Origin of the sequence: Mesorhizobium sp. M0077 (assembly GCF_040322955.1) — a bacterium.
Lineage (GTDB): Bacteria > Pseudomonadota > Alphaproteobacteria > Rhizobiales > Rhizobiaceae > Mesorhizobium.
On record NZ_JAMYUL010000003.1, the window covers coordinates 25,065 to 50,769 of the forward strand.

Genomic DNA, 25,705 nt, shown 5'->3' on the forward strand with positions numbered 1-25,705 from the left:
CGGAAAAACATATCACTTTTTGCAATGCCGCTTCACTGCTTTCTTGGGCCGCATGGAGAAACCGGTGACGACCTCGGCGCAAGCCACCGCGCTTGCCTGTCTCGATAGCATCCAGCCGTCGCTGTCGGCGTGGACGCGCACCATTTTCGATTTCGGCGAAACAGCCTGGCGCGAATACCAGTCGGCGGCCTGGTATGTCGCGCGGCTGAAGCATGAGGGCTTTTCGGTCGAGGAAGGGTCGGCCGGCATGCCGACCGCCTTTTGCGCCCACTGGACGAATGGCCCGGGGCCGACCATCGGCATGTACGGCGAATACGACGCCGTGCCTGGCAACTGCCAGGACGCGGCAACGGTGAAGCGATCGCGGCCGGGCCTCGGCAGCGAGGCCGGCGGCCACACCGATCCGCATTCCGGGCTTGGCATTGCCGGCCTCGGCGGACTTCTCGCCACCAAGGCTGCAATGCAACGCCACGGCATCGAGGGGACGTTGCGCTTCACCGGCGAGCCGGCCGAGAAGGTCAGGGGCTCGAAGCCGATCCATGCGGCCAAGGGCTACTATGACGGCCTTGCCGGCATGATCTCCTTCCACCCCTTCTATATGCTGCCGCTCTGCAACACGGCGCGCTGGGACACGCATTGCGGCGCCGCCTATGCGATGATCTACCGTTTTGTCTGCGACGAACCCGAAAACTGGGTTCGCGCAAGCGATGGCGCGCCGATCCCGCAGGCGCATTCGGCGGTGCGGGCGCCCGGCGCCAACGACGCACTGATGACGATGTACATGACCTCCAAGGCGCTGCGCGATTCCATGCTGCCTCACCAGGGCGGCTGGTCGATCAGCGAGGCGATCCTCACCGCCGGGCAGGCGACCGCCGACAATCTGCCGGCGGGGCTGGCCGAGATCCAGTACATGATCCGCGTGCCGACCATTGCCATGGCAGAGCAGGTCACCGCGGTGCTCGACCGTAATGCGGCCGCGGCCGCGGCGATCAGCGGTTGTCGCTATGAGCGCCATTGGGTGTCGAAGTCGAGGCCGGGCCTCGCCAATCACGCCATGGCGGGGATTGCCTATGAGGCGCTGTCCACCGTTGGCGCTCCGAGCTGGGACGAGGCGGCGAAAGCGATCGGTCGCGAGGTCCAGGTCAATGCCGGCGGCACCGCGACCGACAACCCTTTCATCGACGAGATGGAGCGGCTGGTTGCGCCGCAAGAGGCCGAGGCAATCCTGCGCCGCGATTTGCCTCCGTCGCAGATCAACTCGACCTCCGACGACTACACCGACATGTCGTGGCACACGCCGACCGCACGCTTCTATGTCGCTCGCCCGGCGCTGCGCTCGGCGAATGGCCATGCCTATCCATCCTGGGCGATGAACGCGCTGGGCGGTATCTCGGCCACCATTGACCCGATGGTCATTTGCGCCGCCAAGACGGTTGCGCTTGCAGCCCTCCGCCTGCTCGAGGACAAGTCCGCGCGTGATGCAGCCATGGACGAATTCGTCACCCGCACCGGCGGCGGCATTGGTGGCTCCAACTGGATCGCGCCGCTTTGCGACTATGACCCGCCGATCAATTTCCGCTGGCCGGAATATGTCACCACCGCGCGCGGACGCGATTGGTGGATTCCGAGCAGCCAATCCAATCAAGCTGCATAGTCAAATCGAGGAGAACCTTATGACCGTCCATGATCGCATCATCGCCGAACCGTTCTCGCTGCAGCGCCGCAATCCCGCCGGCGGCACCAAGCCGCTGACATCATGGGGCTTTGCCAACGAGACCGACGTGCTGACAGACGTGTTGCTCGGCTCGCCAAACTTCCTGCGCCACCTCTCGACCAGCTCGCTCTCGCGCAAGCATTTGCGCGAAGCGCCCTGCAACGTTCAGATCGCCCAGGCGCAGCACAAGGACCTCGTCGCCGCCTATGAGCATTTCGGCGTCAACATCCACTGGCACGAGCCGACGCCGGAACTGCCGATGCAGGTCTATTCCAGAGACTCCAGCGTCATGACGCCCTACGGCGCCTTCATCACCGCCATGGCCAATTGGTGGCGGCGCGGCGAGAACTATGCCGCCATCCGCACCTATGAAAAGCTCGGCATACCCATCTACGACATGGTCACGGCTGGCACCTTCGAAGGCGGCGACTTCAACGTCATCGAGGAGGGCGTGGTGCTGATCGGCTGCGGCGGCGCCCGCACGCAGGAAGAGGGCGCCCGCCAGGTGCAGGACTGGTTCGAAAAGGAAGGCTGGGAAACGCGCCTCGCCTTCATCGACGAATATTACGTCCATATCGACCTGATGGTGGTGCCGGTCGCCGAGAAGCTCACCGCGGTGTGCCTCGCCTGCACCGAGCCCGGCATCGTCGACTGGCTGAAGGGCAAGGGCCACGAGATCATCGACGTGCCCTTCCAGGACACGATGGCGCTCGGCTGCAACTTCATGTCGCTCGGCAAGGACAGGGTGATCGCGCCGACGTCGAGCCAGTCGCTGATCGGCCAACTCAAAGCGCGCGGCTTCGAGGTTGCTGCCGTCGACATGAGCGAGATTTCCAAGACCGGCGGCGGCATTCACTGCATGGCGCAGGCGCTGAAGCGCGAGCCGGCGTAACGGCACGAATTGCCGCCGGGAGCTGTGACGGACTGCTGCCAGATTTGACAAAACAGGCCTGGCAGAGGAAATTGATGCCATTAGAGGAGGGATTCTGTGAAGAAAACTTACGAAAAGCCGAGTCTGGCCAAAGCCGGCAAACTCGGATCGCTGGTCGCTTCAAACCCGTCGAAGCCCGCCCCCTGAGCGCAACCAGCCGCTGAAGGCCGAAATTCGGTCGTCCTGGTTATCGGCGACCGGATCGCGCTGTATGATTGAAGGGAGCCCGCCGGCTTTGAACGGCGGGCTTTTTGCTTTGCGCCAGAGCGCTGCCGCGTCTGCCGGCCAGTCCAATCTGCCCGAACCTGAATTGAACTTGCTCCGGGCGTTTTCCAGATGCGCCCGCATCGCTTGGCCGGCCGCTTCCGGGTCGCGGCGCTCGATCGCCTCGAACACCGCCTGGTGGCCGGCAAAACTCGTGCGGTTTCGATCTCCGTATTGGCCACGTGGATGCGCTGATTGATCAGCCATTCGACCTAGCCGATGATTGAAAACCAAGCCAGCTTTCCCAAAAGATCATGCCCAAACAAAGCCATAGCGCGAAGACCACATGCGCGCCGTTCCCGCCCGCTCGGCGATCAGGGAGTGGCTGGCGTGAGATGGCCGCGCTGACGACGGAACGAGATCGCCTCGTCTGGCCGGCCGGACTCGCGACGGCGTGGTCCGGCCGGAATTCCATCTGCTATGCGGGTATCAATACGGCGATGCGATGCACGCCGACCTCCTTGCTTGTATTCGTCGCTTCATCGGTCTTGCCCTTGGAGCAGGTGTACATATCACCCGTCTTGAGCTTGAATTCCTTGTCCGCTTTCTTGATCGTGAATGCACCTGAGGTAATGGTGCACACCATGTCGTTGTCCATCACGGTTTGAGGAGCATGTGCTCCGGGCTGAAACACAACGTCGATAATTGCGATGCTCTTATAGGCGGGAATGTCTGCATTGCCGGTGCCGACCTCCACCACCCTGACACCGGGCGCAATCTCCTTGCCCTCTTTCGGGCCGTATTTCTTGATTTTTGCCGATGCCGCCAAGGTGAACAAAGGCGCTACCGCGGCGGTCGTCAGACCGAGGGCAATTGCAGACCTGCGATTCATGGTTTTCATTGCATCCTCCCGATGCTCGTCATGCATGGATATGCACGATCCTCGATATATTAGCACAAACGAATTTACTTGTATGCGAAGTGGCTGTGGCGCAGGCCAGCAAGGAAATGCTCCGCCGGATAATGTCGCTTCACTGTACCTTTTGCCGGAATTTCGAATGACAGGTCGAGCAATCCTGCAGGATGAGATGCAGGATATGCTCCGCCGGCAGTTTGGTCGGATCGGCTTCCTCTGGAATCGAGCGCTTGCCGAGCAGGCTGCCGCCGCCCATCGCCAGGCCGGTGCCCATGCGCATGTCATCGGTGATGACGGCCGGCGCGCTTTCGGCCTTGGCGGCCAGAGCGTCGGCCAGCGTTCCGATATGATTTGCCAGGGCCTCGAATTCCGCCCGTGACTGATCGATCTCCAGCCTGGCCTGCGAAGGCGGTCCAAGCGAGCCGCTCGGAAATTCGGCAATCAGGGCAGGGCCGGTGCGAGCGCGCAGCGTGTCCGCTGCCGCCTTGAAGGCTGCGGCGTCATAGGCTTGCCTGCGGTCGAACATGCCGGCAATGGTTTTCGCAGCCGCCGCCATCTCCTTCATCGACGCCTGGCGGGCCGCGACGATCGGTCCGCTGCCGACGGAGGCGCCCATCGTAAGGGCACAGACCAGCCACAGCAGCGCCGCTTTCACAGTCCATCTCACGGCGCCATGTCCTTGCCCCATCCATCCGTGCTCAGCCAGCCGCAGCAGGGGTTCGACCTGCAGTCGGATTCTTCGGTCGTGATGCCGGTTCTCATCGGTAAATTTCCGTCGCCGGAGGTCTCCGTCTCTGAGCAGATAGACCTTCCAGCCACCGGAAGGTCAACTGATTGAGAAGGCCGATCAGCGGGCAATCAGCACAGGCTTGCAGCAAGCTGACGCAGCGTTTCCTTGACTTGGATCGCAAAAACGGGCAGCAAGGCGGGGGTGAGGGAGAGCATTCTACCGTGGCGCAGACCATGGAGTGCTCTTTTTTTCGTATCAGGCGCCGCATAATCGGTGGCTGATGGAGGGATTGGTTAACCAACTTTGTCCATCTTTTGATTCAATCGGCAACAGACGCGAAAGGTGCAGGGGGCACCAGCGAACTGTGGATGTCACGGATGCGAGGGTCGCAAGCCTGCATGCCGATTGAGAGTGGTTGTATGGCGTTTTTGCGTTTGAAAGACCGGGGCGATACTCCTGAACGGGGTTTGACTTCGAAGAGATCCGGCCAGCGCTGGGTGGTGGTGCCGGTTGTCGGCGCGGCCTTGGCGCTGTGGTCGGTGGCAACCATGGCCGGCCTCTATTCGCTCGGTACCTCGCTCACCGCAGCCTCCAACAGCCTTCCGCACAGTCTGCTTCTGCCGAACGCAGCACTTGCCGATTCGCGCCGCAGCCTCGCCAATTCGTGGGCGCCGCGGCTTCCGGCGCAAAAATCACAGGCCTCGCTGCTCAGCCAATGCGACGCCGGCTGCGCGCATGCCGCCGCGAACTTCGCGCATGACGGCAAGATGGCGCGGCTGAAGCCGGCCACGCACGCTGTGGCCCCGAGCAGTGTCGCCTCAAACATTGCGCCAAACACCAGCGTCGCTCTCGCCACTTCGCGCGGCATGCGCTTCGACGGCGTGGTGGCCAAGGCAGAGCTGTCGCCGCAAAAGCTGGCTGCCGCCTTCGCCAAGGCCTCGAATGCGCCCTTCATGCTTGCCAGCCTTCCGGTCGCTGCCCGTTTCGCCGAAGTCCGGCTGCCCGATCAGCATGGCCCGGCCTCGGAACGCTTTGGGCCGGAAGTGGCTGAGATCGAACGCTCATCGCGCCTGGCGCTGGCGCTGGCCAACAGCTTGCCGGAAGACGCTGACATGCTGGCCCCGCCGCCGGCCGTTGAAGCAATCGCCGGAGGGCAGGATCCTGAGCAGGCCGAGGTTCAGGTCGCTTCGCTGCCGCCGCAGGACGATCTGCCCGACAACATTGCGTTGCCCGGTTGGCGTCCACGCGCCGAAACCGCTCAGCCTGCCGAGGCTCGGCAAGCCAGCAAGCCCAGGGCAGCCAAGCCACAGACCGACAGGACGCCCGAGAGCCCCGCACCCCAGTCGCCGGGCAATTCGTCGCCGCGCTCGCCACGCAGTACTTCGGAGGTCGCCGCACTGCCTGGCGTGCCAGACAGCCAGAGCATCCGATCAAGCCGGATCAAGCCTGGCAAACGGTCGAAGACACAGGCCGGCGAGATGCTGGCCTATGCCAAGCCGGACGTCCCGGCGGGCGGTGTCGGTCGCGCCTTCAAGGATCTGTTCGCCACGCCCGGAATGGGCGGCGGCGTCGCCGTCTACGATATCTCGGCCAAGACCGTCTACATGCCGGACGGCTCGCGGCTGGAGGCCCATTCGGGGCTGGGTTCGATGGTCGACCAGCCGCGCTTCGTGCACAAGAAGAATGTCGGCCCGACGCCGCCCAACACCTATGATCTGCGTCTTCGAGAATCCCGCTTCCATGGCGTCGAGGCGCTCCGTCTCACTCCCGTCAGCGGCGGCAACAAGTACGGTCGCGACGGCCTGCTCGCCCACACCTACATGCTGCGCGGCGGCCGTGCGGAGTCCAATGGCTGCGTCGTCTTCAAGGACTACGCCCGCTTCCTTGCCGCCTACAAGAAAGGCAAGATCAAGCGCCTCGTCGTCGTGCCGCGCCTGACCAAGCCGCTGACGCGGGTCGCTCAGGAAGGCCGGGGAGCGTAAGGCAGTAGGCAGTAGGCAGTAGGCAGTAGGCAGTAGGGCCCAGGAGCGTCCATCGCCTGTTCCTTGTTTTCTGCCCCTATAGCCTATTCCCCACTGCCTATTCCCTTTTGACCCCCAGGCAGATTATGACTGACCCCTGCGGGTCGGCTTCACCACGAGGACATCATGACAATACGCGCTGTCGTTTGGGGCGAGAACATCCATGAGCGGACCAATGAGGTGGTCGCAGCCCTCTATCCCGAGGGCATGCACACGACCATCGCCAAGGCGCTGAATGCCGACGAGGCGATCTCCGCCTCGACCGCCACGCTCGAGCAGCCGGAGCACGGCCTGCCGGCCGACCGTCTGGCCGAGACCGACGTGCTGGTCTGGTGGGGCCACAAGGATCATGGCGCGGTGGCCGACGAGATCGTCGAGCGCGTCGCCCGCCGCGTTTGGGAGGGGATGGGGCTGATCGTTCTCCATTCCGGCCATTTCTCGAAAATCTTCAAGCGGCTGATGGGCACGCCCTGCACGCTGAAATGGCGCGAGGCGGGCGAGCGCGAGCGGCTCTGGGTGACCAGCCCCAGCCATCCGATCGCCGAGGGCGTCGGCGAATATTTCGAGCTCGAGAATGAAGAAATGTATGGCGAACAGTTCGCCGTGCCCGAACCGCTGGAGACCGTCTTCATCTCCTGGTTCCAGGGCGGCGAGGTGTTCCGTTCTGGGCTGACCTATCGCCGCGGCGCCGGCAATGTCTTCTACTTCCGCCCGGGCCACGAGACCTATCCGACCTATCACGACGCCAATGTGCACAAGGTGCTGCGCAATGCGGTTAAGTGGGCGCACAATCCGCAGGGCACCAAGTCGGCGATCCTTGAGGCGCCGAACGTGCCGGTCGAGAAGGCGCTGGAGCCGATCGTCGAGCGCGGCGGCAAGCTGCACGCTTCGGGCGAGGCCGGCTTCCGCTAAAGCAAAATCCAGGAAAAAAGGCGTAGCGGTTTTCCGCATGGGTTTCCTAGACCGTATCTGCGCCATATGATTGAATCGAACCAATTCGCTCGGAGTGCAGAGAATGCGGCTTTTGATACTGGGTACCGGCTGGATGGCGCAGGAGCATGCCCGCCGCTTCGGCGGTATCGACGGCGTCGAGATCGTCGGTGCTGTCGACGTCGATGAAAAGCGCGTTGGCGAATTTGCCGACGGGTTCAAGATACCGAAGCGATTCACATCGCTGGAAGACGCGCTGGCGTGGGGCGAGTTCGATGCGGTCGCCAACGTCACGCCCGACCGCATTCACCACCCGACCACCATGGCGCTGATCGCGGCCGGCAAGCCGGTACTGTGCGAAAAGCCGCTGGCCGAAGACTTCGGCAAGGCAAGCGAGATGGCCAAAGCGGCTGAGGCCGCCGGCATCGTCAACATGGTCAACCTCACCTATCGCAATGTCGCTGCCTTGCAGAAGGCGCGACAGATGGTGCTGGCCGGCGAGATCGGCACCGTCCGCCACGTCGAGTCCTCCTATCTACAGAGCTGGCTGGTCTCGAAATTCTGGGGCGACTGGCGCACCGACCCGAAATGGCTGTGGCGGCTGTCGCGCGACCACGGCTCCAACGGCGTGCTCGGCGATGTCGGCATCCACATCCTCGATTTCGCCAGCTATGGCGCCGCACTCGACGTCGACCACGTGTTTTGCCGGCTGCGCACCTTCGACAAGGCGCCAGGCAACCGTATCGGCGAATACGACCTCGACGCCAATGACAGCTTCGCCATGACGCTGGATTTCTCCAACGGCGCCTTTGGCGTCGTTCACGCCAGCCGCTGGGCGACCGGCCACATCAACGAATTGCGCCTGCGCATCTATGGCGACAAGGGCGGCATCGAAGTCGTGCACAATCTCGAGGGTTCGGAACTGAAGGCGTGTGTCGGCGGGGGTATCGAGAACGCCAAATGGCAGGTGCTCGACGCCGGCACGGTGCCGACCAATTACCAGCGCTTCGTCGATGCGGTTCGCAGCGGCGTGCAGGCCGAGCCTTCATTCCACCATGCCGCCGAACTGCAGAAGGTGCTGGATCTGGCCATGGTTTCGGAACAGAAGCGGACGGAACTGAGGGCCAGCGCCGATACGCAGTGATGTGAAGGGGAGGAAGAAACTATGGTCACGCGCCGCGCGCAATGTCTCTGCGGCCAGCTTTCAGCCGTCTGTTCGGGCGAGCCGGTGCGCATCTCGGTCTGCCATTGCCTCGACTGCAAGCGCCGCACCGGCAGCGCCTTCAGCTACAATGTCCGGTTTGCGCAAGCTGATGTATCGATCGAGGGGCGGGCGAAGCAGTTCACGCGCACCGGCGACGAGGGCGGCCGCGTCATCTACAATTTCTGTCCGGAGTGCGGCGCCGCCGTCCACTATCGCATCGACACGCAACCCGGCGTGATCGCCATTCCCGTCGGCGCCTTCGCCGACCCGTCGTTCCCGCCGCCCTTTCAGTCTTTTTACCACGAAAGCCGGCGCTGTGAGTGGGTCGAGATCAATGCCGAGCCGCTGGCGACGTTCGACTGAAGGCCGCTTTTTGGATACGCGAAACCGTCCGCACGTTCCGCGCCTTCAAGAGGGCCTCGCCCCTGATTGCCATTGCCGGGCCGTTAGCCATCGCGCTCGGCTGCCCCATGAATAGGCATAAGTCAAGACGAATCCGGCTTGCGGCCCGATTGCTGACATGCTTACCTGACGGCATGTGTTCAATGGGGGTATATGGATGGCTAAGGAATCTTCGAATTCCGCTTCTTCAGAAAAGAAGGCGGACGTAAATCTGATAGGTAACACAGAAGGAAACGGGCTGAACTTCATGGGAGTTCAGGCCCGCGAAAACGGAACCGCCGGCGACGCCGTCGGTGTCGACAAGATCCGTGACCTGCTCTTCGGCAACCAGATGCAGGACTATGACCGCCGTTTTTCCAAGCTTGAAGAACGGGTGTTGCAGCGCTTCAAGGATGTCGAGTCCGAGGCCAAGCGCAATCTCGAAATGTACGAGTCGAATGCAAAGAAGCAGATCGATTCGCTTGCAGGGCAATTGCGGAGCGAAAAAGATTCACGAGCCGATGCCGACAAGGAGATCGACCGGAATCTTCGCGAGCAAAACCAGGCTCTTGAAAAGCAGGTGCGCACGTTGTCGGATCAGTTGAGCGCGCTCGAGCGCGACGTTTCGGACCGGATAAATCGAAACGATCATTTGCTGCGTGAGGAAATCAAGCAGAAGAATGAAGGCGTTCAGATGCTGATCGAGAAGATGTTTGCCGACCTCAGCAACGTCAAGACCGACCGAAATCTTTTGGCTGGCCTGTTTGTCGAGGTTGCAAAGTGTCTCAATCAGGATCCCGTCGGGAGCAAGAGCAACTCGGACCGCAGCTGGAAAGTGAGTTGATGGGACCTTGACGTCCACCGTCGACCCATTCAACCTTCCGCAAAGAACAGCCTCGAACGATACAGAGATTGATCGCGAGGCTCTGGCTCGTCTTTTGATCGAAATTGCCCGGAACGTTGATCCGGACTACCGTGCGCAGTTCGAGGCGGTTCCAACCGCCGATCCGCGCATGGAAACGCTGCGGCAGTTGCTGGTCAGCCGTGAAATCTCGGAGCTTTCACGCGTTACGCATCTGCTCGACGAACCCGAGCAGCTTGCGGCGGCCGTGGGCGACGTTCTTCCCAGTGCTGCCGGACGAGCGCCTTACGCGCAACTCGGCGAGGCGCTTGCGCCAGCTGTCGAACGGGCTGTGCAACGGTCGATCCAGAAGAGCCCGCGCACGCTGACGGACATATTGTACCCGGTGTTTCTGCCGGCAATTCGCAAGTCGATCGGCGAAAAGATCGACCAGACCTTTCAGTCGCTGAATGAAACTCTAAGGCACATATTCACCTGGCACGGGCTCAAGTGGAGACTTGAAGCCTGGAGAACAGGGGCAAGCTTCTCGGCAGTTGTTCTGAAGCATTCCCTTGTCTACCGTGTGGAACATGCCTTTCTCATTCATCGGAATTCCGGCCTTTTGATAGCGCATGTAACTGCCGACAATGCGACGAGCGAAGATCCTCAGCTCATTTCTTCGATGCTCAGTGCGATTCAGGATTTTGTAAAAGACTCATTTAACGAGAAAGAGCAGAGCGGCCTGGACACAATCCGTTTCGGCGAGCTTCGTCTCTGGTCGGAAGTTGGACCGTTTGCGACCCTGGTTTCGGTGATCCGGGGAAATCCGCCGGAGGAATTGCATGAAATCGTTCGCGATGTGTTGCTTCGCATCCATGAGGAAAGCTCACAGGCTTTAGAGCAGTTCGACGGCGACGGTTCGCAACTGGCCTCCGTAGAGGCGCAGTTGCAGACCTGCGTCGAGCTGAAGCAGGAGGAATCAAACGACGGATTTCCGTGGCTGGTGGCGGCCGTTGCCCTGCTGCTTTTGAGTCTGGCAGGCGGTTGGTACTTTCTTTCCTGGCAATCAGCGCAGCGCTGGCAGGCTTACGTGTCGCGCTGGCAGGCTTACGTGTCGCGAGTGGAGGCCCAGCCGGGCATCATCGTTGCCGAACAGCAGGTACGCGATGGCCAGTTCTATATTGCCGGCCTGAGGGACCCGCTTGCCGTCGACCCGCAGTCGCTGTTGTCAGGCACGGGAGTCGATCCGGCCGGGGTTCATTCGCAATGGCAATTTTATCAGAGCCTTGAGCCGGAGTTCGTGCTGAAGCGGCTGACGGCGTCGCTGGCTCCGCCGGATTCAGTGCGACTTTCGATTGTCGATGGCCGCATCGTCGCCGAGGGTGAGGCTCCCGACACCTGGATCAGCCGGGCGCGCGCGGCGGCCCAGCAGCTTTCGGCAGGCGGGCCGGTCTTCGATATCTCGGGGGTTCGTGACGTAAGTCCCCAAGTGAGCGAGGCGGAGCGCTGGCACGCCTATGTGTCGCGACTGGAGACCCAGCCGGGCATCATCGTTGCAGACCAAAAGATAAGCGACGGCCAATTCTATATTGCCGGCCTGCGAGACCCGCTTGGCGCCGATCCGCAGTCGCTGTTGTCGGGAACAGAGGTCGATCCCGCCCGGGTTCATGCGCAGTGGCAGTTCTATCAGAGCCTTGAGCCGGAGTTCGTGCTGAAGCGGCTGACGGCGTCACTGTATCCGCCGGAAACAGTACGACTTTCGATCGTCGATGATCGCATCGTTGCCGAGGGTGAGGCTCCCGACACCTGGATCGATCGCGCGCGCGCGGCGGCCCGGCAGCTTTCGGCAGGCGGACCCGAATTCGACATCTCCAAGGTTCGTGACGTGAGCCCCGAAGCACGCGCGGCGGAGCACTGGCAGTATTATGTGTCGCGACTTGAGGCCCAACCGGGAATCATCGTCGCCCAACAAACGGCGAGGGGCGGACATTTCTATATTTCCGGCTTGAGAGACCCGCTTGCCGCCGACCCGCAAGCCCTGCTGTCCGGAACGGACGTTGATCCTGCCCGCGTTCATGCACAGTGGCAATTCTATCAGAGCCTTGATCCGAAGTTTGTGGTGAAGCGGCTGACGGCGGCGCTGTCCCCGCCGAAAACCGTTCAGCTCTCGATCATCCAGGGTCGCATTGTGGCCGTGGGTGAGGCTCCTGCCGGCTGGATCAACCGCGCGCGGGCCGCCGCTGAACAACTTTCGGCGGACGGAGTGGTTCTGGATGTCTCGCAGCTGCGTGAGCTGAACCTCGCAGAACTTAATCATTTGAGGCAGGCGATCCAGACGACCGATATTTTCTTCTCTTCCGGCAAGGTTGTGCCGGGACCGGAGCAGACGCCGGTTCTCGACAGGTTGGCGGATCAAATAAAGGAATTCGCCCAGAGTGCCCGCAATTCCGGCGTAACGGCGCGGTTCATGTTGACCGGGCATTCGGACACCACGGGCCGTGAGACGGCCAACGCGTCGATCAGCGCCGCCCGCGCCGAGACAGTTCGTGCGCTTCTCAACAAGCGCGGCGTTGCTCCCGAACTGCTGCTGGTTCGGGGCGCGGGCACTTTTGAGCCGGCTGTACCTGAAAACAGTCTAACCGGTAGCTCCACCAATCGCCGGGTTTCGATTACGGTAAACCTGGACTAGCGGAGCCCAACATGTTGCAAAAAAAGATCTGCATGCTGGGCGGCTTCGCCGTCGGAAAGACGAGTCTGGTCCGCAGGTTTGTGCAGAGCATCTTCTCAGAAACCTACTTGACCACCGTCGGAGTGAAAATCGACAAGAAAAGCGTCGCGCTCCCGGACAAAACCGTGGATCTGATTTTGTGGGATTTGGCCGGCGAGGACGATATCGGCTCATTCCGCGTCAGCTATGTTCGAGGTGCAACCGGGCTCGTGCTAGTCGTCGATGGAACCCGCGCTGCTACTCTTGCCGTGGCACTCACGCTGCGCGAACGGGTCGAGGCCGAATTCGGCGCCATGCCGTTCGTATTGCTGTTCAACAAGTCCGATCTGGCCGATCGGTGGGCGATATCGGATGGTGAGATCAACGAGTTGAGGCAACGTGGATGGCAAATCTATCTAACAAGTGCGCTTTCGGGCGAGCAGGTCGATGACGCCTTTCGTCAACTTGCCTTGATGGTCACCAAATAGACCATGCATGAATTGCCAAAAGAAGTCAGAAATTGGTTTTTCAATTTCTTCTTCGACGGGCACGCTGTCGCTTATCTGAAAATCGACGCTGAGCTTTGCATAGCTGCCAAGGGCGGTAATGTTGAACATTACGGGCTGTCATCGCTTCGCATCGGCAAGCCTGTTGCGGAGCAGCTTGAATTCATGGAAGGTTTGCTGCCTTGCCCGGAGCTTCCGTTTCGCATGGATATGGTTGAACTGCCCGGCGGGCGTGTCGCCGACCTCCATTTTTTTGCTGACAATGCGTTCGTGTGGCTGCTTTTTCTGGACGCCACTGCCGAACGAGACAACAGGCAGCGGCTTCAACAGAAGGCCTATGAAATGACGCTCCTGCAAGAGAGGGAGCGTCAACTCAACGAAAAATTGCAATCGACGAACGAGGCACTGAGAAAGAGCCAGGAGGGATTGGCGCGTGAATACCAGCGCGCCGAAAACCTGCTCCTCAACATTCTCCCGGCGTCGATCGCGGAGCGATTGAAAGCGCAAAAGAAAATTGCCGACAACCACGCAGAGGTGAGTGTGCTTTTTGCCGACATCGTCGGTTTTACGGAACGAGCGCGCAGCGTCGGAGCGGTGACGACGCTCGCTATTTTAAACTACTTCTTCAAGGCGGCGGATCGGCTCTCTGAGCGATACGGCTGCGAAAAGATCAAAACAATTGGCGATTGTGTGATGGTGGTCGCCGGCCTGCCCACGGCGCGATCCGATCATGCAAAGGCCCTCACGCGCTATGCGATTGAGCTGCGCAAAGCGGTCAAGCGGGAACGCTTCGCAGGAGAACCGATAAGGCTGAGAATTGGAATTCACTCAGGACCGATCGTCGCCGGCGTCATAGGCAAGAGGCGGTTCGCCTACGACCTGTGGGGTGAGACCGTTAATCTCGCCTCACGTATTCAAACGTCCGCGGAGCCCGATGAAATCCGTATTTCCGATGCAACTTGCCAACTGCTTGGACCGAAATTTGCTTGCGACCCACTCGAGGAAACGGAATTGCGCGGTGCGGGTCGCGTGCGAATGTGGCGGCTCCCGAGCTGATCCGTCGCCTGCGGTGCGACCGTGGAGCGCCGATAGCGGCGCCCGAAAGCCATTGGCGTGACCTGATCTTGCGATCGCAAAGCACCCTTTGCGCTTGCCCGGAAGGCCTCTATTCTGGAGCACAGTGGCCGCTGGTGGGATAGAATGTCGGTACTGCCTTTTCTGAGAATCTACGCACCGCTAAATGCGGTGCTCGCTGCGCCTGGGCTTCTGGCGGTGGCTGCGCTCACGATGCCGAACATGTCCGGACGAAGCAGACTGGCTCTGGCTGCCGTGCTCGCTGTCATTTGGGCCGCCTATCTTCTGCAGATGGCCGAGACCCTGCTCAAGCGCTGGGCGGGAGACCTTCGGGACAGGACGCCGGCAATCGCAATCGATGTGCTCGCGGTTTTGGTTCCACTCGCCGCATTCCTGCTCGACGGCACGCCCGACCGCAGCCTCTACTGTGCTGTCTGGCTGCTGAAGCCGCTGCGCGACTCGACGTTCTTCCCGCTGCTTGGCAGGGTTCTGGCCAACGAAGCGCGCAACCTGGTCGGCGTCACCACGGTCTTCGGCCTGGTTCTGTTCGGTGTCGCACTTGCGGCCTATGTCATCGAGCGCGACGTCCAACCGGAAAAGTTCGGCAGCATCCCCGAGACAATGTGGTGGGCGGTGGTCACGCTGTCCACTACCGGCTATGGCGACGACATTCCGCAAAGCTTCGCCGGCCGCGTTCTTGCCGGGGCTGTCATGATGTGTGGCATCGGCATCTTCGGGCTCTGGGCCGGCATTCTTGCCTCCGGCTTTTATCAAGAAGTCCGTCGCGAGGATTTCGTCCGCAATTGGCAATTGATTGCCGGCGTTCCGTTGTTTCAGAAGCTTGGCCCGGCCACGCTGGTCGAGATCGTGCGCGCGTTAAGACCCCGCACGGTGCCGGCGGGCGCCGTGATCTGCCGCAGCGGCGAGACCGGCGATCGGATGTTCTTCGTCGTGGAGGGCCGCGTCAGCGTCGCGACGCCGAACCCGGTGGAGCTTGGCCCTGGCGCCTTCTTCGGCGAGATGGCGCTGATCAGCGGCGAACCGCGTATGGCGACCGTCACTGCCGCAACTTCTGTCTCACTCCTGTCGCTGCACGCGGCGGATTTCCAGATGCTGTGCAGCAGCAGCCCGGAAATCGCGGAAATCATCCGCAGGACCGCGCTCGAGCGGCGCGGCGCGGCGCCGGTGGCTTGACCGTACAGCCGATGGTGGCCCGGCTGGAACTGGATGGTACGGCTCTATCGACCACGCGCGAAGGTTCTGGACGGCACGTGGAAGGTCCCAGAGGCGTAGCCGGAGACCTAAACGTAGCCGATCCACTCTACCGGCGGCTCGTTGTTTGGCGCTGTGCGTCGACAGTTCCTGCCCCGCGGCCTTTCGGACGACCGGCTTTGGCTAAGCTCTAATGCCTTAGAATCTTGCTTAGAAAAGCCCGGCTGCGGTCGGTCTTCGGGTCGGAGAAAAACGCTTCCGGCGTGCCGCTTTCGACGATGGCGCCGGCGTCCATGAACACCACGCGCTGCGCCACCTTGCGGGCAAAGCCCATTTCGTGCGTTACCACCATCATGGTCATGCCTTCCTCGGCCACCGCGACCATGACGTCGAGCACTTCGGAAATCATCTCGGGATCGAGCGCCGAGGTCGGTTCGTCAAACAGCATGATCTTGGGGCGCATGCCGAGGCAGCGCGCGATGGCCACACGCTGCTGCTGGCCGCCGGACAGCTGTGACGGGTAGGCGTTGACCTTGTCGGCGAGGCCGACCTTGGCCAGCAAGTCGCGCCCGGCCTGCTCGGCCTCGGCGCGGGGGATCTTGCGCACATGGATCGGCGCCAGCGTGACGTTTTCCAGCGCCGTCTTGTGCGGGTAGAGGTTGAACGACTGGAAGACGAAGCCGATCTCGGTGCGCAGCTGCGTCATGTTGGTGGCGGGGTCGCCGAGGCGCTGGCCGTCGACGACGAGGTCGCCATCCTTGATCGCTTCCAGGCCGTTGATGCAGCGGATCAGCGTCGACTTGCCCGAACCACTTGGGCCGCAGACGACGACCACTTCGCGCGGCTCGACGCTGAGCGTGATGTCCTTCAGCACATTGAGCGAGCCGAACCATTTGTTGACGCCGCGAAAGTCGATCATGCCCGTTTTGGTCAGGTTTGTCTTGGTCGGGCTTGGATTGGTCATGGCGGTCAGCCCTTTGGGTTCGATGTCACAGCTGCACCTCGCCATGCGCCGCGCCCATGCGGCGCTCCAGCCGGCGGGCGAGCATGATCAGCGGATAGCAGACGACGAAATAGCCGACGCCGACCAGGAAGAAGACCAGCAGGCCGTTGGGCACACGCTGCACCACAAGCCAGCCGACGCGGGTGAGGTCGGTCAGCCCGATCGCCGAGACGACGGAGGAATCCTTGATCAAGAGTACATATTGCCCGACCAGCGGCGGCAGCACGATGCGCATCGCCTGCGGCAGCACCACCTGGCGCATGCGTTGCCAGCGCGACAGGCCAGACGCCAGAGCTGCCTCAACCTGGCCGGTCGGCACCGAGCGGATGCCGGCGGCGACGATCTCGCAGATGAAGCACGCGGCGAGGTTGGTGAGCGCGATGATGCCGGCCGTGAAGGCATCGAGCTCGATGCCGAATTCCGGCAGGATGAAGAAGATCAGGAAGATCTGCACCAGGAACGGCGTGCCGCGGATCAGGTCGACCCAGGCGCCGATCACGCTCGAGATCAGCCGGTTGCCGCCGGTGCGCAATATGCCGAGGCCGAAGCCAAGCAGCGTGCCCAGCACCAGGCTGATCGCCGACAGCATCACGGTCATGCCAAGGCCGCGCAAGGCGAGGGGGTAGCTGCCGGCCAGGCTTTGCAGCTGTTGCCAGATCATGTGCTGCTCCTTGCCGGCTGCAGACCGAGCCACCGACTGGACAGCCCCGCCAGTCCTTTGAGGCAGTAATAGAGCAGCAGATAGAAAGCGGCGATGGTGAGAAAGCCTTCCGCCGGCATGAAGCGGTCGGACGCCAGCAACTGGCCGGCGCGCGTCAGTTCGGAAACCGAGATCAGCGACAAAAGCGCGGAATCCTTGACCAGCACGATCGCCTGGCCGAGCAGCGGCGGGATCGTCACCTTGAAGGCTTGCGGCAGGATGACCAGGCGCATGCGCTGGACATAGGTCATTCCCGAGGCAACCCCGGCCTCGACCTGGCCGCGCGGGATCGACAGGATGCCGGCGCGGATGATTTCCGCGACATAGGCGCCGCTGTTCAGCGACAAAGCGATGATGCCGACGACGAGCTCGGGCAGGACGAAGCCGAGACGCGGCAGGCCGAAATAGAGGAAGTAGAGCTGCGCCAGCAACGGCGTGGCGCGCACGGCATCGATATAGCCCTTGGCCAGCACGCGAAACAGCTGGCCGCGCTGCAGGTTCATGGCGGCGAGCACGATGCCGACGGCCAGCGCGCCCGCAAAAGACAGCGCCGACAGCCACACGGTCGTGATCAGACCCTGCCCGAACAGCGGCAGATATTCGACGATGGTGCGGAAGCTGAAATTTTCGAGCATGGCGGTGAATTGTGAATGGTGAATGGGCAGTAGTGAGTAGTGAGTGGTGAGCAGTGAAGGGCGTCCGGAATGGCCGTTCACCATTCACCATTCACTACTTCCTACTCACTACTCCCTGCTTACCTCTGCTTAGTGATCCTTCTTCCAGGCGTCGGAATTGACCCAGTAGTCGAGGTTCTTCTGCAAGCGGCCGTCGATGCTGACCTGGTTGAGGAACAGGTTCATCCAGATCAACAGGTCCGGCTCGTCGTAGCGGGTGGCGAAGGCAAGCGGCTCCTTCGACAACAGGTCCGGCATGATGGTGAAGGTGCCGGCGGGATAGGCTGTCGACTGACCCTTGACCGCCGAGACGTCGTTGACGCCGCAATCGGCCTGGCCGTTGTTGACCGCGTCGAGCAGCAGCGGGCCGCCGCCCTTGTAGCTCTTGATGTCGGCATCCGGGAAGGCGTTCTTGGCTTCCTTTTCGCCGGTGGCGCCCAACAGCACGGCGATCTTGGTGCCCTTGGCCTTGCAGTCCTCGGTTGTCTTGAACTTGCTGTCGGCCTTGGTGAAGACGGTGCTGCCCGTATACATGTAAGGTGTGGTGAAGGCGACCTTCATGCCGCGCGCCAGCGTCGGCGTCATGTCGGCGACGAGCAGGTCGGCCTTGCCCGAAAGCAGCGCCGGGATCAGCCCGTCCCAGTCATAGTCGAGGAAGGTGATCTTGACGCCCATTTCCTTGGCCATCAGCTCGGCGAGTTCGACCGAACTGCCGGTGCGCTCGCCGGCCGCGCCGACCAGCGAGAAGGGAGGTCCTTGCGTCTGTACCGCGACGCGCAGTTCGCCGCGCTTGGTGATCTCGTCGAGCGTTCCGGCACTGGCCGCCGTGGCGAGCCCCGCAAGCGCAAGTCCGGCGATAAAAAGTCTGGCAATCTTCATTTTGGCATTCCTCCTGTTATCGTTGTTGTTCCACTTTGTTATTCCACCCTTTTGGGTGTTTTTTGAGCGGCGGCACCGTTTGCCGGCGGCAGCCACCGTTCGAAAATCGTCAGTCCCAGGCCACCGTTTCGGTCACCTTGATGCCACGCCTCGCCAGCTCGTCAAAGAAGGGTTCGTCCGGCACATGCAGCAGCGGGTTGAGCAGGCCAGGTGTGGCGATCTCGCGCCGCGCCAGCATCTGCGCCACGATGCTGGCGGGATAGCCGACGCCGAGGCTCATGCCGAACAGGCCGGATGCCAGGTCGCGTTCGATGATCAGGTCCGATGTCACCGTTTTGGCGCGACCGCCCTCGAGACCGGAAAAGACATTGCGCATCACGCAAAGGTCCTTCTCGTCAGCGCCATACTGCAATTGCGGGCCGAGCAGCCGGCCGAGAAATTCGCGGGGGCTGGCGCCGGTGCCGGGCACCTTGTCTTCGGAGAGGAAGCCGAGTTCCTTCAGCGGCGCCCAGAACGCCGACCATCCCGGCCAGCGCAGTGTATAGCGGCCCGAGCGTTGCAATCCCTTGGCGGCCGCCAGCATCTCGACATAGTGCAGCGCGTCGCCATTGGGGAAAGCTTCCAGCCGGCCGAGGCCCGCGACCTCGATCTCGTGGATGAAGGCATTGTCGTGCTGCCGCCCGGCCGGCACTTCGACGCGCTTGCCATGCTCGATCATCACGCTGTCGCGGTTCTGGCTGACCAGAACCATGTCGAAATTCCAGCTTACCTTGTAGCAAAGCGGCTTCGCCATCGCCTTCGGTTCGGGGATGCCGCCGCAATAGGAATCGATCGAGGAGATCGTAGAGAACTGCTTTGCGGCGCGCGCATAGAGCACGAGGTCGATGCCGGGATCGAGCCCACATTCGGTCATGATCGAAACGCCGGCCTGTTCAGCCTCCGGCGCCAGATCGGCAATCGCCTTGCCGTAATTGGTAGTGACCAGCGGCGTGCGCGTTGCGATCGCGGCCTGCACCGCCTCGCGCATCAATGGCTGCGGCAACAGATCGATGGCGGCGTCGACATCCGCCAGCACGGTGGCAAGCGCCGGACCGATCGCGCCCTCGGGCATGACGAAACGCACGCGGGAAAGGTCGGTCAGCCCGGCAAGCCGGGCAGGGCCGTCAGCCGACGTATCGACGCAGACGACTTCCTCGACACCGGCGCTGGCGACGAGATCGGCGATGGCCGCCCGTCCCTGCAGGCCGAGGCCGCCGAGAACAGCTATTCTCATGCCGGCTCCTTGCGTGACGGTGTTTCTTCCGACCAGCAGCCTTCGGGAAGGCTGACCCATTTGTTGCATGAAGCCATGACGACGAAGGTTTCGCTGCGCACGACTTCCCCGGGAATGCCGGCGCCCGGAATCAGCTCGCTGGTGATGCGGTAGAGGTCGGCGACATCGCCGGCGACGGTCACGTCGACGATGATGTCGAAGCGCCCGGTAACCACCGAGGCCGAGTTGACGAAAGGCAGTTCGGCAATGCGCTGCGCCAGTTCCCGGGCGCGGCCACGTCCCTGAGCGTTGATGCCGACAATGGCCGAGATCAACTCGGGGCGTTCGGTCAGATTGAGCAGCCCGACGATCTTCAAGAGGTTGCGGTCGAGCAGATTGCGCAACCTTGAGCGCACCGTCGGCACCGAGATCGCCATCGTCTCGGCGAGCCGGTTGATGCCGGGCTGGGCATCCTGCGACAACAGCTTTACCAGCCGTCGATCGGTTTGATCGAGATGCTCACGCAAAGGCAAGGCTTTCATAATGGGAAAGAAACGATCGGATTTTCTTTCGGATATGAAAAATACCTTATGGGGAATTTTTAACAGCAGCAAGAGCTATGTCATCCCTCTGTGTCAGTTCCCGTGTGCGTTCAGGCAAGACAGGATGCATGTCGTCCCAAAACCGCTGCACATTTTGGGGCAGTCGAGGATGTGCGCGACAGCACTAGGTGAGGGAGTTCGAAGACGATCTTGCCGCGGCCGTGGTCGCTTGAACGCGACGGTAGGTCGTAGTGAGCAACGCACCCGAATGGCAGGCCGACCGAGCTGCGGCGTAGCCGCAACTCACGCCTTCACCTGATAAGCGGAGAGGCTCATTCGCGACATGGCCAAAAGCGGCCTTTCGATAAAACTATAACTCGCCAGGGACACGGCGATGCAGGCGGTGACAATAGCTATGCTTGCAAGCCATGGTGACACATTGGCGGTTGCAACGACAGGAGCGATCGCGAGCAGCACGATAGGATGGGTCAGATAGAGAGAGTAGGAAGCATCTCCCAGCCTTGCCAGCACGCGAGGAGCAAAAAGTCGGAAGTAGCTCTCCAGGCTGATGCAACCCGCGACAAGGATCAGCGCCGGGATACCTTGAGCAAGGGTTCGCGGCAAGTTGAAGCCAAGTACCATCAACAGTGTGGACACAATAGCGAACCCGACAGCCGAGGCGCCCAGGAAAGCCGGCAAACGCACCAGTCTGCCGACCAGATGGCCGACAGCCATGCCGGCAAGGAACTCAAACAGGATTGGCGTGGTATAGAAAAACAGCACAGTGTCGGCGGCGGGTTTGAAGATAATGCGTGCGGCTACGGCGATTGCAAAGACAACGCCAATCGTGGCCATTTGCGTCAGCGCACCAAAACCCATAGTCGCCGCGAACAGAATGTAAAACAGGATTTCCAGATTGAGCGTCCAACCCACGCCAAGCACTGGCTGGACATAGCCTGTGGCCGTATCGAGATAGGGCACGAAAAGCAGGCTATTGGTAATCTGCTCAAAGGACACTCCACGACCGGCAAACAGCCAAAGTGCGGCGACCATGAGGAAGGTCATGACCCAATAGAACGGAACGACGCGCGTGAACCGCTGCATCAAAAAAGCACGGTGGTCGCGATGTCTGTTCTCCGTCGAGAGAACCATGACAAAACCGCTGATGACGAAAAACAGGTCGACGCCGCTGTTTAGAATGGGAATAGGCAAATCGAGCACGCCTAGTGCGGCCGGAAGATGATAGATAACAACCATTAGGGCTGCTAGCCCCCGCAGGGTCTGTATCGATGTATATTGTTGAATCCGACGCGGCGCAGCGTGATCATTATCCGGAATGACGTTCATTAAAAAATGTCCCCGATGCCGGAGAATATTAACACCGATGAGATCGTTGATGCGACGATTAACTGCCGGTTTAATTAATACATAAAATTTGAATAGCTTTCACCGACTTTCGCGGCCCGGGCCTTGCGATCGCCATCGTCTCGGCGATGCCTTGGCGCGCTGCTTGTATGCGCTATCGCCCGGCCTGGAAGATCGCCACGGCTGCCGCCGTCAGCGCGGCATTGCCGGCCGCAACCGTGCCATCCGGCAGATGCTTCCCATCCTCCAGCCCGACGCGCGTCGACCAGTCGCGATCCGCGGCACGGCGCACGAACGGCCACACCGTCGCGTTCTCGCCATGCAGCAGGATGGCACGGCGAATGCCGGCGCGCTCCAGGACCTGTTCGATGCCGTCGGCGACCGCAAAAGCCTCGTCTAGCGTCTGCTCGGAAATCTCGATCAGCACGCGCAGCACGCGCCCGCCATGGTCGAGGCCGACCAGCCGCTCGGCGTCGGCGACCGACGCCAGACCCGCCTCGATGCCGATGCCGCGCTGCCGCAGGCTCTCCATGACGATAGGCGCGGCCGCCTCGCTGAGATTGACCGAGGCATAGTCCGGCAATTCGCGCCAGCCGGCGATGGCGACCAGCGTGCTTGTATCGTCATTCTCGATCCAGGCGCCGGTGGAGACGCCGATCAGCGTACCGGGGCAGGCACGGCGCAGCCCTGCGATGGTCGGATCCATCGCTGCCGGCGCAAGGCTCTCGCGGCGGTCCGCGCTGCGGGCATGGACATGCAGCTCAGCTGCGCCCGCGGCAATCGAAGCCGCCCCGTCGCGCGCCATAGCGTCGGAGTCGAGCGGCAGTGTGGGGTGAAAATCGGCGGCGCGCGCGCCATTGATGCAGGCCTGGACGATCATGGCTCTCGCGATCCTGTTGCGGATCGCGCGAGCCTACCGCAGGGCAGGGCGGAGAGGGAACGGGCGTGGTGAAGATTGCTGACAGGGTGCCGCTTCTGCGGAGGTTGCGGTATCGGCCCAGGACATACCATATAGCGGGACAGGACACGCCACGGGCGATCCTTACCCCTTTGCCGGACTGCCGGCCAGAAGGATTTGCGATGGCTGAGTTGAAGGTCAGAACCCGCGTCACCGGCGCGACGGCGACGCTGCAGCCCGGCGGCTTGCCTTCCATCACCACTCCGACCGGCGGTGCAGTCGATGTCGTCACCGGCGTCAGCGCGCCGGGCTTCAATCCGCTCGACCTGCTCTACGCCTCGCTCGCCGCCTGCATGGTGCTGAGCGCGCGCATCGCCGCCTCCCGCCTCGGGGTTGCCGCCGCGCTTGGTGAGGTGCGCGCCGAGGTCAGCGGCGAGAAGGCCAAGGACGAGCCGTCGCGCGTCGAAAGGCTCAACATCAGGCTCGACATCTCAGGCGATCTCGACGCTGCGACCAAGCAGCGGATCGTCGAGGACGCCGAAGCGATCTGCACGGTGTCCAACACGCTGCGCGCCGCGCCGCAATTGCATACGACGCTTGGGTGAGGGTGTCGCAGAATGCCTCGCTACCACCAACCAAGGACCGTCCCATGGCCATGATCCCGCCGATCGACTACGCCTCGGCATCGCAAGACATCCGCGCCGAGCACGACAGGGAGCTTGGCCTGCGCGGACGCATGACCAACATGAAGCGCATCCTGCTGCATTCACCGGCGGCCCACCGCATCTATGCCGAATGGTTCACCCTTCGCGATCTGCTCAAGCCCGCACTCGACGACCGCGCTGTCTGGCTGTTGTCGCTGGCGATCTCCGAGAGATGCCGCGCCGAGATACCGCTTACCTTCTTCCGCCGCGCGCTGATCGACAGCGGTCTTGATCCCGAGGCGATCGAGCCCAGCGCTGAAGAAGCTTTGCTGATCGAATTCGGCAAGGCAGTCGCTGCCGATACCAACGCCGTTCCCGACGATGTCTGGGCGGCACTCAAGGCTAGCTACGACGACACACTGCTGGTCAACCTCGTCGCCTTCGCCGGCATCATGGTGGCGACCTGCCTGTTCACAAACGCGGTGAGGGTCGATCTGGACCCTGAGTTGGAGGCGTATCGCCGCAAGGGTGCCGATCCGGTCTGATGCGATCGATACGCAGTCGATCTGCAGTGGATATCGCCGGAAGGATCAGCCGTAGTAGCCTGCTCCAAACAGCAAAAGTGTTTCCACCTGGGAGTCCGCTTCTTTTCCTATGGCTGTCCAGATGCTGATGCCGAGAGCATTCGAAATCGCGCTATCGATCTCGACCTTCACATTGGGGTCGGTTTGTCTCAAGAACCTCAGCGCAACCTCCATGGAAATCGGAAACAGCGACGCGCCACCCAGTTCCAAGATCGCAGGCGAGGTGAATTCTAGCGCTTCGAGTGCGCCATCGGCCTTGTAATAGGCGAATACTCCAAGGTCCGGCCAATAGTCGGCCGGAACGCTGGTTGGGCTCCGCCGAAAGACCTTGAGCTCTCCTGAAAAGAAGGATCTGACAGTCGCCTTAGACGATCCGAGAGGAAGCCCTTTGACGCCATTTAGCGGTTCGATCGAAAGATGCATGTACACAGTTAATCGCTGCCGGCAGCAGATGACAATGTTCATCGCAGGAATCGGGTGGCCCAGGCGCCTCGTTCGCCCCACTTTGACCGCAAGCAAAGGAGGCATCCATGACCATCCATTCGATAAGCACCAAACGCGCAGCCCATTCGGCCGAAGCGCGCGTCGCAGCGCAGGACTGGAGTGCTCTGGTCGGCGAACTGAACAGCCACGGCAGCGCCGTCATGCCGGCGCTGCTTGCACCCGAGGAGTGCGCCGAGATCGCCGGTCTCTATCCGCATGAGGACCATTTCCGCAGCCATGTGGTGATGGCCCGCCATGGCTTCGGCAAGGGCGAGTACCGCTATTTCCGCTATCCGCTGCCGGATCTGGTCGGTGGCCTGCGCACCGCGCTCTATCCCAGGCTGGCCGGCGTCGCGAACGACTGGAACGATCGCATGGGCGCGGCACGGCGCTATCCCGATGACCACGCCGCCTTCCTCCAGCTTTGCCACGAAGGCGGCCAAACGCGGCCGACGCCGCTTCTCCTCCAATATGGCCCCGGCGACTTCAACTGCCTCCACCAGGATCTCTATGGCGACCTCGCTTTTCCCCTGCAGGTCGCGATCCTGTTGTCGCAGCCGGGCGAGGATTTCACCGGCGGCGAATTCGTGCTGACCGAGCAGCGCCCGCGCATGCAAAGCCGTGCCGAAGTGGTGCCGCTGACCCGGGGCGATGCAGTGATCTTTGCTGTCCACAATCGCCCGGTGCAAGGTACGAAAGGGCACTACCGCGTCAATCTCCGGCACGGCGTCAGCCGCCTGCGCTCGGGACGGCGGCATACGGTGGGAATCATCTTCCACGACGCGAAGTAACGTCGTCCGCTTCGGCGCGGCTCCTTCGTTCCACTCCGAGATCGGCTAAGATTCACACTTGGTCGACGTCGAACAGGAGCATCGTCAAGTCATCGTCTCCTGGGGCGAGTATACGCCGGTCAGCGGCGCAGGCAATGCCGATTTCGGTGGCAAATGCGCTCTGCATATCGGCGAGGCTGTCGAAATAGAGTGTCCCGACCAGATACGGAATCTCGCCCGCCGAGCGCTTGATGATGGGCCGCCTGCTGATGTCGTAGCGCCGCAGTCCGGGAAGCTTCTTGGCCAGCGGCACATGAACCTCGAAATAGTGCCGGTCGAACGCCTCCGGATCAGCCGGGGTTTTGTAGATCACGAGCATCTTGGCCATCGTCATATTCCTGCCTGTTGGTGTCGCTGTTTGGGGGCCATGCAGGCCGCCGTGCCAATGTCGTTCCGCGAGGGCGGTTTTCGACAATCGCTGGATTTTTGTTTCGGGCGCGATGACGGGTCCTCGCCACCATCTGTGGCGCTTCTGCCTCT

Annotated in this window: 27 protein-coding genes; 14 read left to right on the top strand and 13 right to left on the bottom strand. The window is 61.8% G+C overall.

What is annotated here, in order from left to right:
- Window positions 1-52 precede the first annotated feature (52 nt).
- Window positions 53-1,654, top strand: a complete 1,602-nt coding sequence (locus NKJ57_RS07320) for a zinc-binding metallopeptidase family protein (protein ID WP_031193513.1) — start codon at window positions 53-55, stop codon at window positions 1,652-1,654.
- A 19-nt stretch (window positions 1,655-1,673) separates the two neighbouring features.
- Window positions 1,674-2,606: a dimethylarginine dimethylaminohydrolase family protein gene (locus NKJ57_RS07325; RefSeq protein ID WP_023695542.1), complete on the top strand. Its 933-nt coding sequence runs from the start codon at window positions 1,674-1,676 to the stop codon at window positions 2,604-2,606.
- A 159-nt stretch (window positions 2,607-2,765) separates the two neighbouring features.
- Here NKJ57_RS07325 and NKJ57_RS07330 read toward each other — a convergent pair whose 3' ends face one another.
- The 3 genes from NKJ57_RS07330 to NKJ57_RS07340 all read right to left on the bottom strand — a co-directional run bounded on the left by NKJ57_RS07330 (window position 2,766) and on the right by NKJ57_RS07340 (window position 4,432).
- Window positions 2,766-3,143 carry an FCD domain-containing protein gene (locus NKJ57_RS07330; protein ID WP_352510915.1) on the bottom strand — a complete coding sequence of 126 codons (378 nt, stop codon included), beginning with the start codon at window positions 3,141-3,143 and terminating at the stop codon, window positions 2,766-2,768.
- Between the two features lie 184 nt (window positions 3,144-3,327).
- Window positions 3,328-3,750, bottom strand: a complete 423-nt coding sequence (locus tag NKJ57_RS07335; RefSeq protein WP_023684778.1) for a hypothetical protein — start codon at window positions 3,748-3,750, stop codon at window positions 3,328-3,330.
- 130 nt (window positions 3,751-3,880) lie between these two features.
- Window positions 3,881-4,432, bottom strand: a complete 552-nt coding sequence (locus NKJ57_RS07340; protein ID WP_027048847.1) for a cytochrome c — start codon at window positions 4,430-4,432, stop codon at window positions 3,881-3,883.
- A gap of 482 nt (window positions 4,433-4,914) precedes the next feature.
- Here NKJ57_RS07340 and NKJ57_RS07345 point away from each other — a divergent pair, with 482 nt between their 5' ends.
- The 9 genes from NKJ57_RS07345 (at window position 4,915) to NKJ57_RS07385 (ending at window position 15,353) form a co-directional block, all read left to right on the top strand.
- Window positions 4,915-6,477, top strand: coding sequence for a DUF2778 domain-containing protein (locus NKJ57_RS07345; protein ID WP_502902020.1), 1,563 nt, complete (start codon window positions 4,915-4,917; stop codon window positions 6,475-6,477).
- A gap of 165 nt (window positions 6,478-6,642) precedes the next feature.
- Window positions 6,643-7,428, top strand: a complete 786-nt coding sequence (locus NKJ57_RS07350) for a ThuA domain-containing protein (RefSeq protein ID WP_352510913.1) — start codon at window positions 6,643-6,645, stop codon at window positions 7,426-7,428.
- A 103-nt stretch (window positions 7,429-7,531) separates the two neighbouring features.
- On the top strand, window positions 7,532-8,590 hold the full coding sequence (locus NKJ57_RS07355) for a Gfo/Idh/MocA family protein (RefSeq protein WP_023701868.1): 1,059 nt from the start codon (window positions 7,532-7,534) through the stop codon (window positions 8,588-8,590).
- A 21-nt stretch (window positions 8,591-8,611) separates the two neighbouring features.
- A complete protein-coding gene (locus NKJ57_RS07360) occupies window positions 8,612-9,013 on the top strand; it encodes a GFA family protein (protein WP_023670313.1) in 402 nt (133 codons plus the stop codon).
- Window positions 9,014-9,209: 196 nt separating this feature from the next.
- Complete coding sequence (locus NKJ57_RS07365; RefSeq protein WP_023670314.1) at window positions 9,210-9,875, top strand: hypothetical protein; 666 nt, start codon at window positions 9,210-9,212, stop codon at window positions 9,873-9,875.
- Window positions 9,876-9,882: 7 nt separating this feature from the next.
- Window positions 9,883-12,561 carry an OmpA family protein gene (locus tag NKJ57_RS07370; RefSeq protein WP_352510912.1) on the top strand — a complete coding sequence of 893 codons (2,679 nt, stop codon included), beginning with the start codon at window positions 9,883-9,885 and terminating at the stop codon, window positions 12,559-12,561.
- Window positions 12,562-12,572: 11 nt separating this feature from the next.
- Window positions 12,573-13,067 carry a Rab family GTPase gene (locus NKJ57_RS07375; RefSeq protein WP_023670316.1) on the top strand — a complete coding sequence of 165 codons (495 nt, stop codon included), beginning with the start codon at window positions 12,573-12,575 and terminating at the stop codon, window positions 13,065-13,067.
- A 3-nt stretch (window positions 13,068-13,070) separates the two neighbouring features.
- The gene (locus tag NKJ57_RS07380; protein ID WP_023821290.1) at window positions 13,071-14,141 is read left to right on the top strand and encodes an adenylate/guanylate cyclase domain-containing protein; all 1,071 of its coding nucleotides are present in this window, start codon (window positions 13,071-13,073) and stop codon (window positions 14,139-14,141) included.
- 144 nt (window positions 14,142-14,285) lie between these two features.
- Window positions 14,286-15,353 carry a cyclic nucleotide-gated potassium channel gene (locus NKJ57_RS07385; RefSeq protein ID WP_023693904.1) on the top strand — a complete coding sequence of 356 codons (1,068 nt, stop codon included), beginning with the start codon at window positions 14,286-14,288 and terminating at the stop codon, window positions 15,351-15,353.
- Window positions 15,354-15,561: 208 nt separating this feature from the next.
- On the opposite strand, the gene NKJ57_RS07390 is transcribed toward NKJ57_RS07385, so the two are convergent.
- The 8 genes from NKJ57_RS07390 to NKJ57_RS07425 form a co-directional block, all read right to left on the bottom strand.
- Window positions 15,562-16,290, bottom strand: coding sequence for an amino acid ABC transporter ATP-binding protein (locus tag NKJ57_RS07390; RefSeq protein WP_023670319.1), 729 nt, complete (start codon window positions 16,288-16,290; stop codon window positions 15,562-15,564).
- 70 nt (window positions 16,291-16,360) lie between these two features.
- The gene (locus NKJ57_RS07395) at window positions 16,361-17,035 is read right to left on the bottom strand and encodes an amino acid ABC transporter permease (RefSeq protein WP_023684787.1); all 675 of its coding nucleotides are present in this window, start codon (window positions 17,033-17,035) and stop codon (window positions 16,361-16,363) included.
- Window positions 17,032-17,709, bottom strand: a complete 678-nt coding sequence (locus NKJ57_RS07400; RefSeq protein WP_023695534.1) for an amino acid ABC transporter permease — start codon at window positions 17,707-17,709, stop codon at window positions 17,032-17,034. The genes NKJ57_RS07395 and NKJ57_RS07400 overlap by 4 nt, the downstream gene beginning before the upstream one ends.
- Window positions 17,710-17,838: 129 nt before the next feature.
- Window positions 17,839-18,627, bottom strand: coding sequence for an ABC transporter substrate-binding protein (locus NKJ57_RS07405; protein ID WP_023670322.1), 789 nt, complete (start codon window positions 18,625-18,627; stop codon window positions 17,839-17,841).
- Window positions 18,628-18,736: 109 nt separating this feature from the next.
- A complete protein-coding gene (locus NKJ57_RS07410; protein ID WP_023805624.1) occupies window positions 18,737-19,900 on the bottom strand; it encodes a saccharopine dehydrogenase family protein in 1,164 nt (387 codons plus the stop codon).
- The gene (locus NKJ57_RS07415; protein ID WP_023670324.1) at window positions 19,897-20,406 is read right to left on the bottom strand and encodes an Lrp/AsnC family transcriptional regulator; all 510 of its coding nucleotides are present in this window, start codon (window positions 20,404-20,406) and stop codon (window positions 19,897-19,899) included. Before NKJ57_RS07415 ends, NKJ57_RS07410 begins: the two co-directional genes overlap by 4 nt.
- A gap of 318 nt (window positions 20,407-20,724) precedes the next feature.
- Complete coding sequence (locus tag NKJ57_RS07420; RefSeq protein WP_352510911.1) at window positions 20,725-21,768, bottom strand: acyltransferase family protein; 1,044 nt, start codon at window positions 21,766-21,768, stop codon at window positions 20,725-20,727.
- 172 nt (window positions 21,769-21,940) lie between these two features.
- On the bottom strand, window positions 21,941-22,666 hold the full coding sequence (locus tag NKJ57_RS07425; RefSeq protein ID WP_023743846.1) for a 3-keto-5-aminohexanoate cleavage protein: 726 nt from the start codon (window positions 22,664-22,666) through the stop codon (window positions 21,941-21,943).
- Between the two features lie 200 nt (window positions 22,667-22,866).
- Here NKJ57_RS07425 and NKJ57_RS07430 point away from each other — a divergent pair, with 200 nt between their 5' ends.
- Both NKJ57_RS07430 and NKJ57_RS07435 read left to right on the top strand, forming a co-directional pair.
- Entirely contained in the window at window positions 22,867-23,289 is a 423-nt protein-coding gene (locus NKJ57_RS07430; RefSeq protein ID WP_023670326.1) for an OsmC family protein, read from the top strand.
- 44 nt (window positions 23,290-23,333) lie between these two features.
- Window positions 23,334-23,873, top strand: coding sequence for a carboxymuconolactone decarboxylase family protein (locus tag NKJ57_RS07435; RefSeq protein WP_023695530.1), 540 nt, complete (start codon window positions 23,334-23,336; stop codon window positions 23,871-23,873).
- Window positions 23,874-23,918: 45 nt separating this feature from the next.
- On the opposite strand, the gene NKJ57_RS07440 is transcribed toward NKJ57_RS07435, so the two are convergent.
- On the bottom strand, window positions 23,919-24,377 hold the full coding sequence (locus tag NKJ57_RS07440; protein WP_050586866.1) for a hypothetical protein: 459 nt from the start codon (window positions 24,375-24,377) through the stop codon (window positions 23,919-23,921).
- A gap of 65 nt (window positions 24,378-24,442) precedes the next feature.
- Here NKJ57_RS07440 and NKJ57_RS07445 point away from each other — a divergent pair, with 65 nt between their 5' ends.
- Complete coding sequence (locus NKJ57_RS07445) at window positions 24,443-25,186, top strand: 2OG-Fe(II) oxygenase (RefSeq protein ID WP_352510910.1); 744 nt, start codon at window positions 24,443-24,445, stop codon at window positions 25,184-25,186.
- Between the two features lie 52 nt (window positions 25,187-25,238).
- Here the strand turns inward: NKJ57_RS07445 and NKJ57_RS07450 are convergent, their stop codons facing one another.
- A complete protein-coding gene (locus tag NKJ57_RS07450; protein WP_023705197.1) occupies window positions 25,239-25,553 on the bottom strand; it encodes an EthD family reductase in 315 nt (104 codons plus the stop codon).
- Window positions 25,554-25,705 lie beyond the last annotated feature (152 nt).

Excerpts from the sequence above, each read along its gene's own strand:
- NKJ57_RS07400 (WP_023695534.1), bottom strand. The coding sequence starts at position 17,709 with ATGCTCGAAAATTTCAGCTTCCGCACCATCGTCGAATATCTGCCGCTG.
- NKJ57_RS07425 (WP_023743846.1), bottom strand. The coding sequence starts at position 22,666 with ATGATCGTCCAGGCCTGCATCAATGGCGCGCGCGCCGCCGATTTTCAC.
- NKJ57_RS07365 (WP_023670314.1), top strand. The coding sequence starts at position 9,210 with ATGGCTAAGGAATCTTCGAATTCCGCTTCTTCAGAAAAGAAGGCGGAC.
- NKJ57_RS07450 (WP_023705197.1), bottom strand. The coding sequence starts at position 25,553 with ATGGCCAAGATGCTCGTGATCTACAAAACCCCGGCTGATCCGGAGGCG.
- NKJ57_RS07390 (WP_023670319.1), bottom strand. The coding sequence starts at position 16,290 with ATGATCGACTTTCGCGGCGTCAACAAATGGTTCGGCTCGCTCAATGTG.
- NKJ57_RS07375 (WP_023670316.1), top strand. The coding sequence starts at position 12,573 with ATGTTGCAAAAAAAGATCTGCATGCTGGGCGGCTTCGCCGTCGGAAAG.
- NKJ57_RS07395 (WP_023684787.1), bottom strand. The coding sequence starts at position 17,035 with ATGATCTGGCAACAGCTGCAAAGCCTGGCCGGCAGCTACCCCCTCGCC.
- NKJ57_RS07355 (WP_023701868.1), top strand. The coding sequence starts at position 7,532 with ATGCGGCTTTTGATACTGGGTACCGGCTGGATGGCGCAGGAGCATGCC.
- NKJ57_RS07420 (WP_352510911.1), bottom strand. The coding sequence starts at position 21,768 with ATGAACGTCATTCCGGATAATGATCACGCTGCGCCGCGTCGGATTCAA.
- NKJ57_RS07320 (WP_031193513.1), top strand. The coding sequence starts at position 53 with ATGGAGAAACCGGTGACGACCTCGGCGCAAGCCACCGCGCTTGCCTGT.
- NKJ57_RS07435 (WP_023695530.1), top strand. The coding sequence starts at position 23,334 with ATGGCCATGATCCCGCCGATCGACTACGCCTCGGCATCGCAAGACATC.
- NKJ57_RS07445 (WP_352510910.1), top strand. The coding sequence starts at position 24,443 with ATGACCATCCATTCGATAAGCACCAAACGCGCAGCCCATTCGGCCGAA.
- NKJ57_RS07430 (WP_023670326.1), top strand. The coding sequence starts at position 22,867 with ATGGCTGAGTTGAAGGTCAGAACCCGCGTCACCGGCGCGACGGCGACG.
- NKJ57_RS07350 (WP_352510913.1), top strand. The coding sequence starts at position 6,643 with ATGACAATACGCGCTGTCGTTTGGGGCGAGAACATCCATGAGCGGACC.
- NKJ57_RS07380 (WP_023821290.1), top strand. The coding sequence starts at position 13,071 with ATGCATGAATTGCCAAAAGAAGTCAGAAATTGGTTTTTCAATTTCTTC.
- NKJ57_RS07325 (WP_023695542.1), top strand. The coding sequence starts at position 1,674 with ATGACCGTCCATGATCGCATCATCGCCGAACCGTTCTCGCTGCAGCGC.
- NKJ57_RS07440 (WP_050586866.1), bottom strand. The coding sequence starts at position 24,377 with ATGAACATTGTCATCTGCTGCCGGCAGCGATTAACTGTGTACATGCAT.
- NKJ57_RS07335 (WP_023684778.1), bottom strand. The coding sequence starts at position 3,750 with ATGAAAACCATGAATCGCAGGTCTGCAATTGCCCTCGGTCTGACGACC.
- NKJ57_RS07345 (WP_502902020.1), top strand. The coding sequence starts at position 4,915 with ATGGCGTTTTTGCGTTTGAAAGACCGGGGCGATACTCCTGAACGGGGT.
- NKJ57_RS07385 (WP_023693904.1), top strand. The coding sequence starts at position 14,286 with ATGTCGGTACTGCCTTTTCTGAGAATCTACGCACCGCTAAATGCGGTG.
- NKJ57_RS07360 (WP_023670313.1), top strand. The coding sequence starts at position 8,612 with ATGGTCACGCGCCGCGCGCAATGTCTCTGCGGCCAGCTTTCAGCCGTC.
- NKJ57_RS07410 (WP_023805624.1), bottom strand. The coding sequence starts at position 19,900 with ATGAGAATAGCTGTTCTCGGCGGCCTCGGCCTGCAGGGACGGGCGGCC.
- NKJ57_RS07405 (WP_023670322.1), bottom strand. The coding sequence starts at position 18,627 with ATGAAGATTGCCAGACTTTTTATCGCCGGACTTGCGCTTGCGGGGCTC.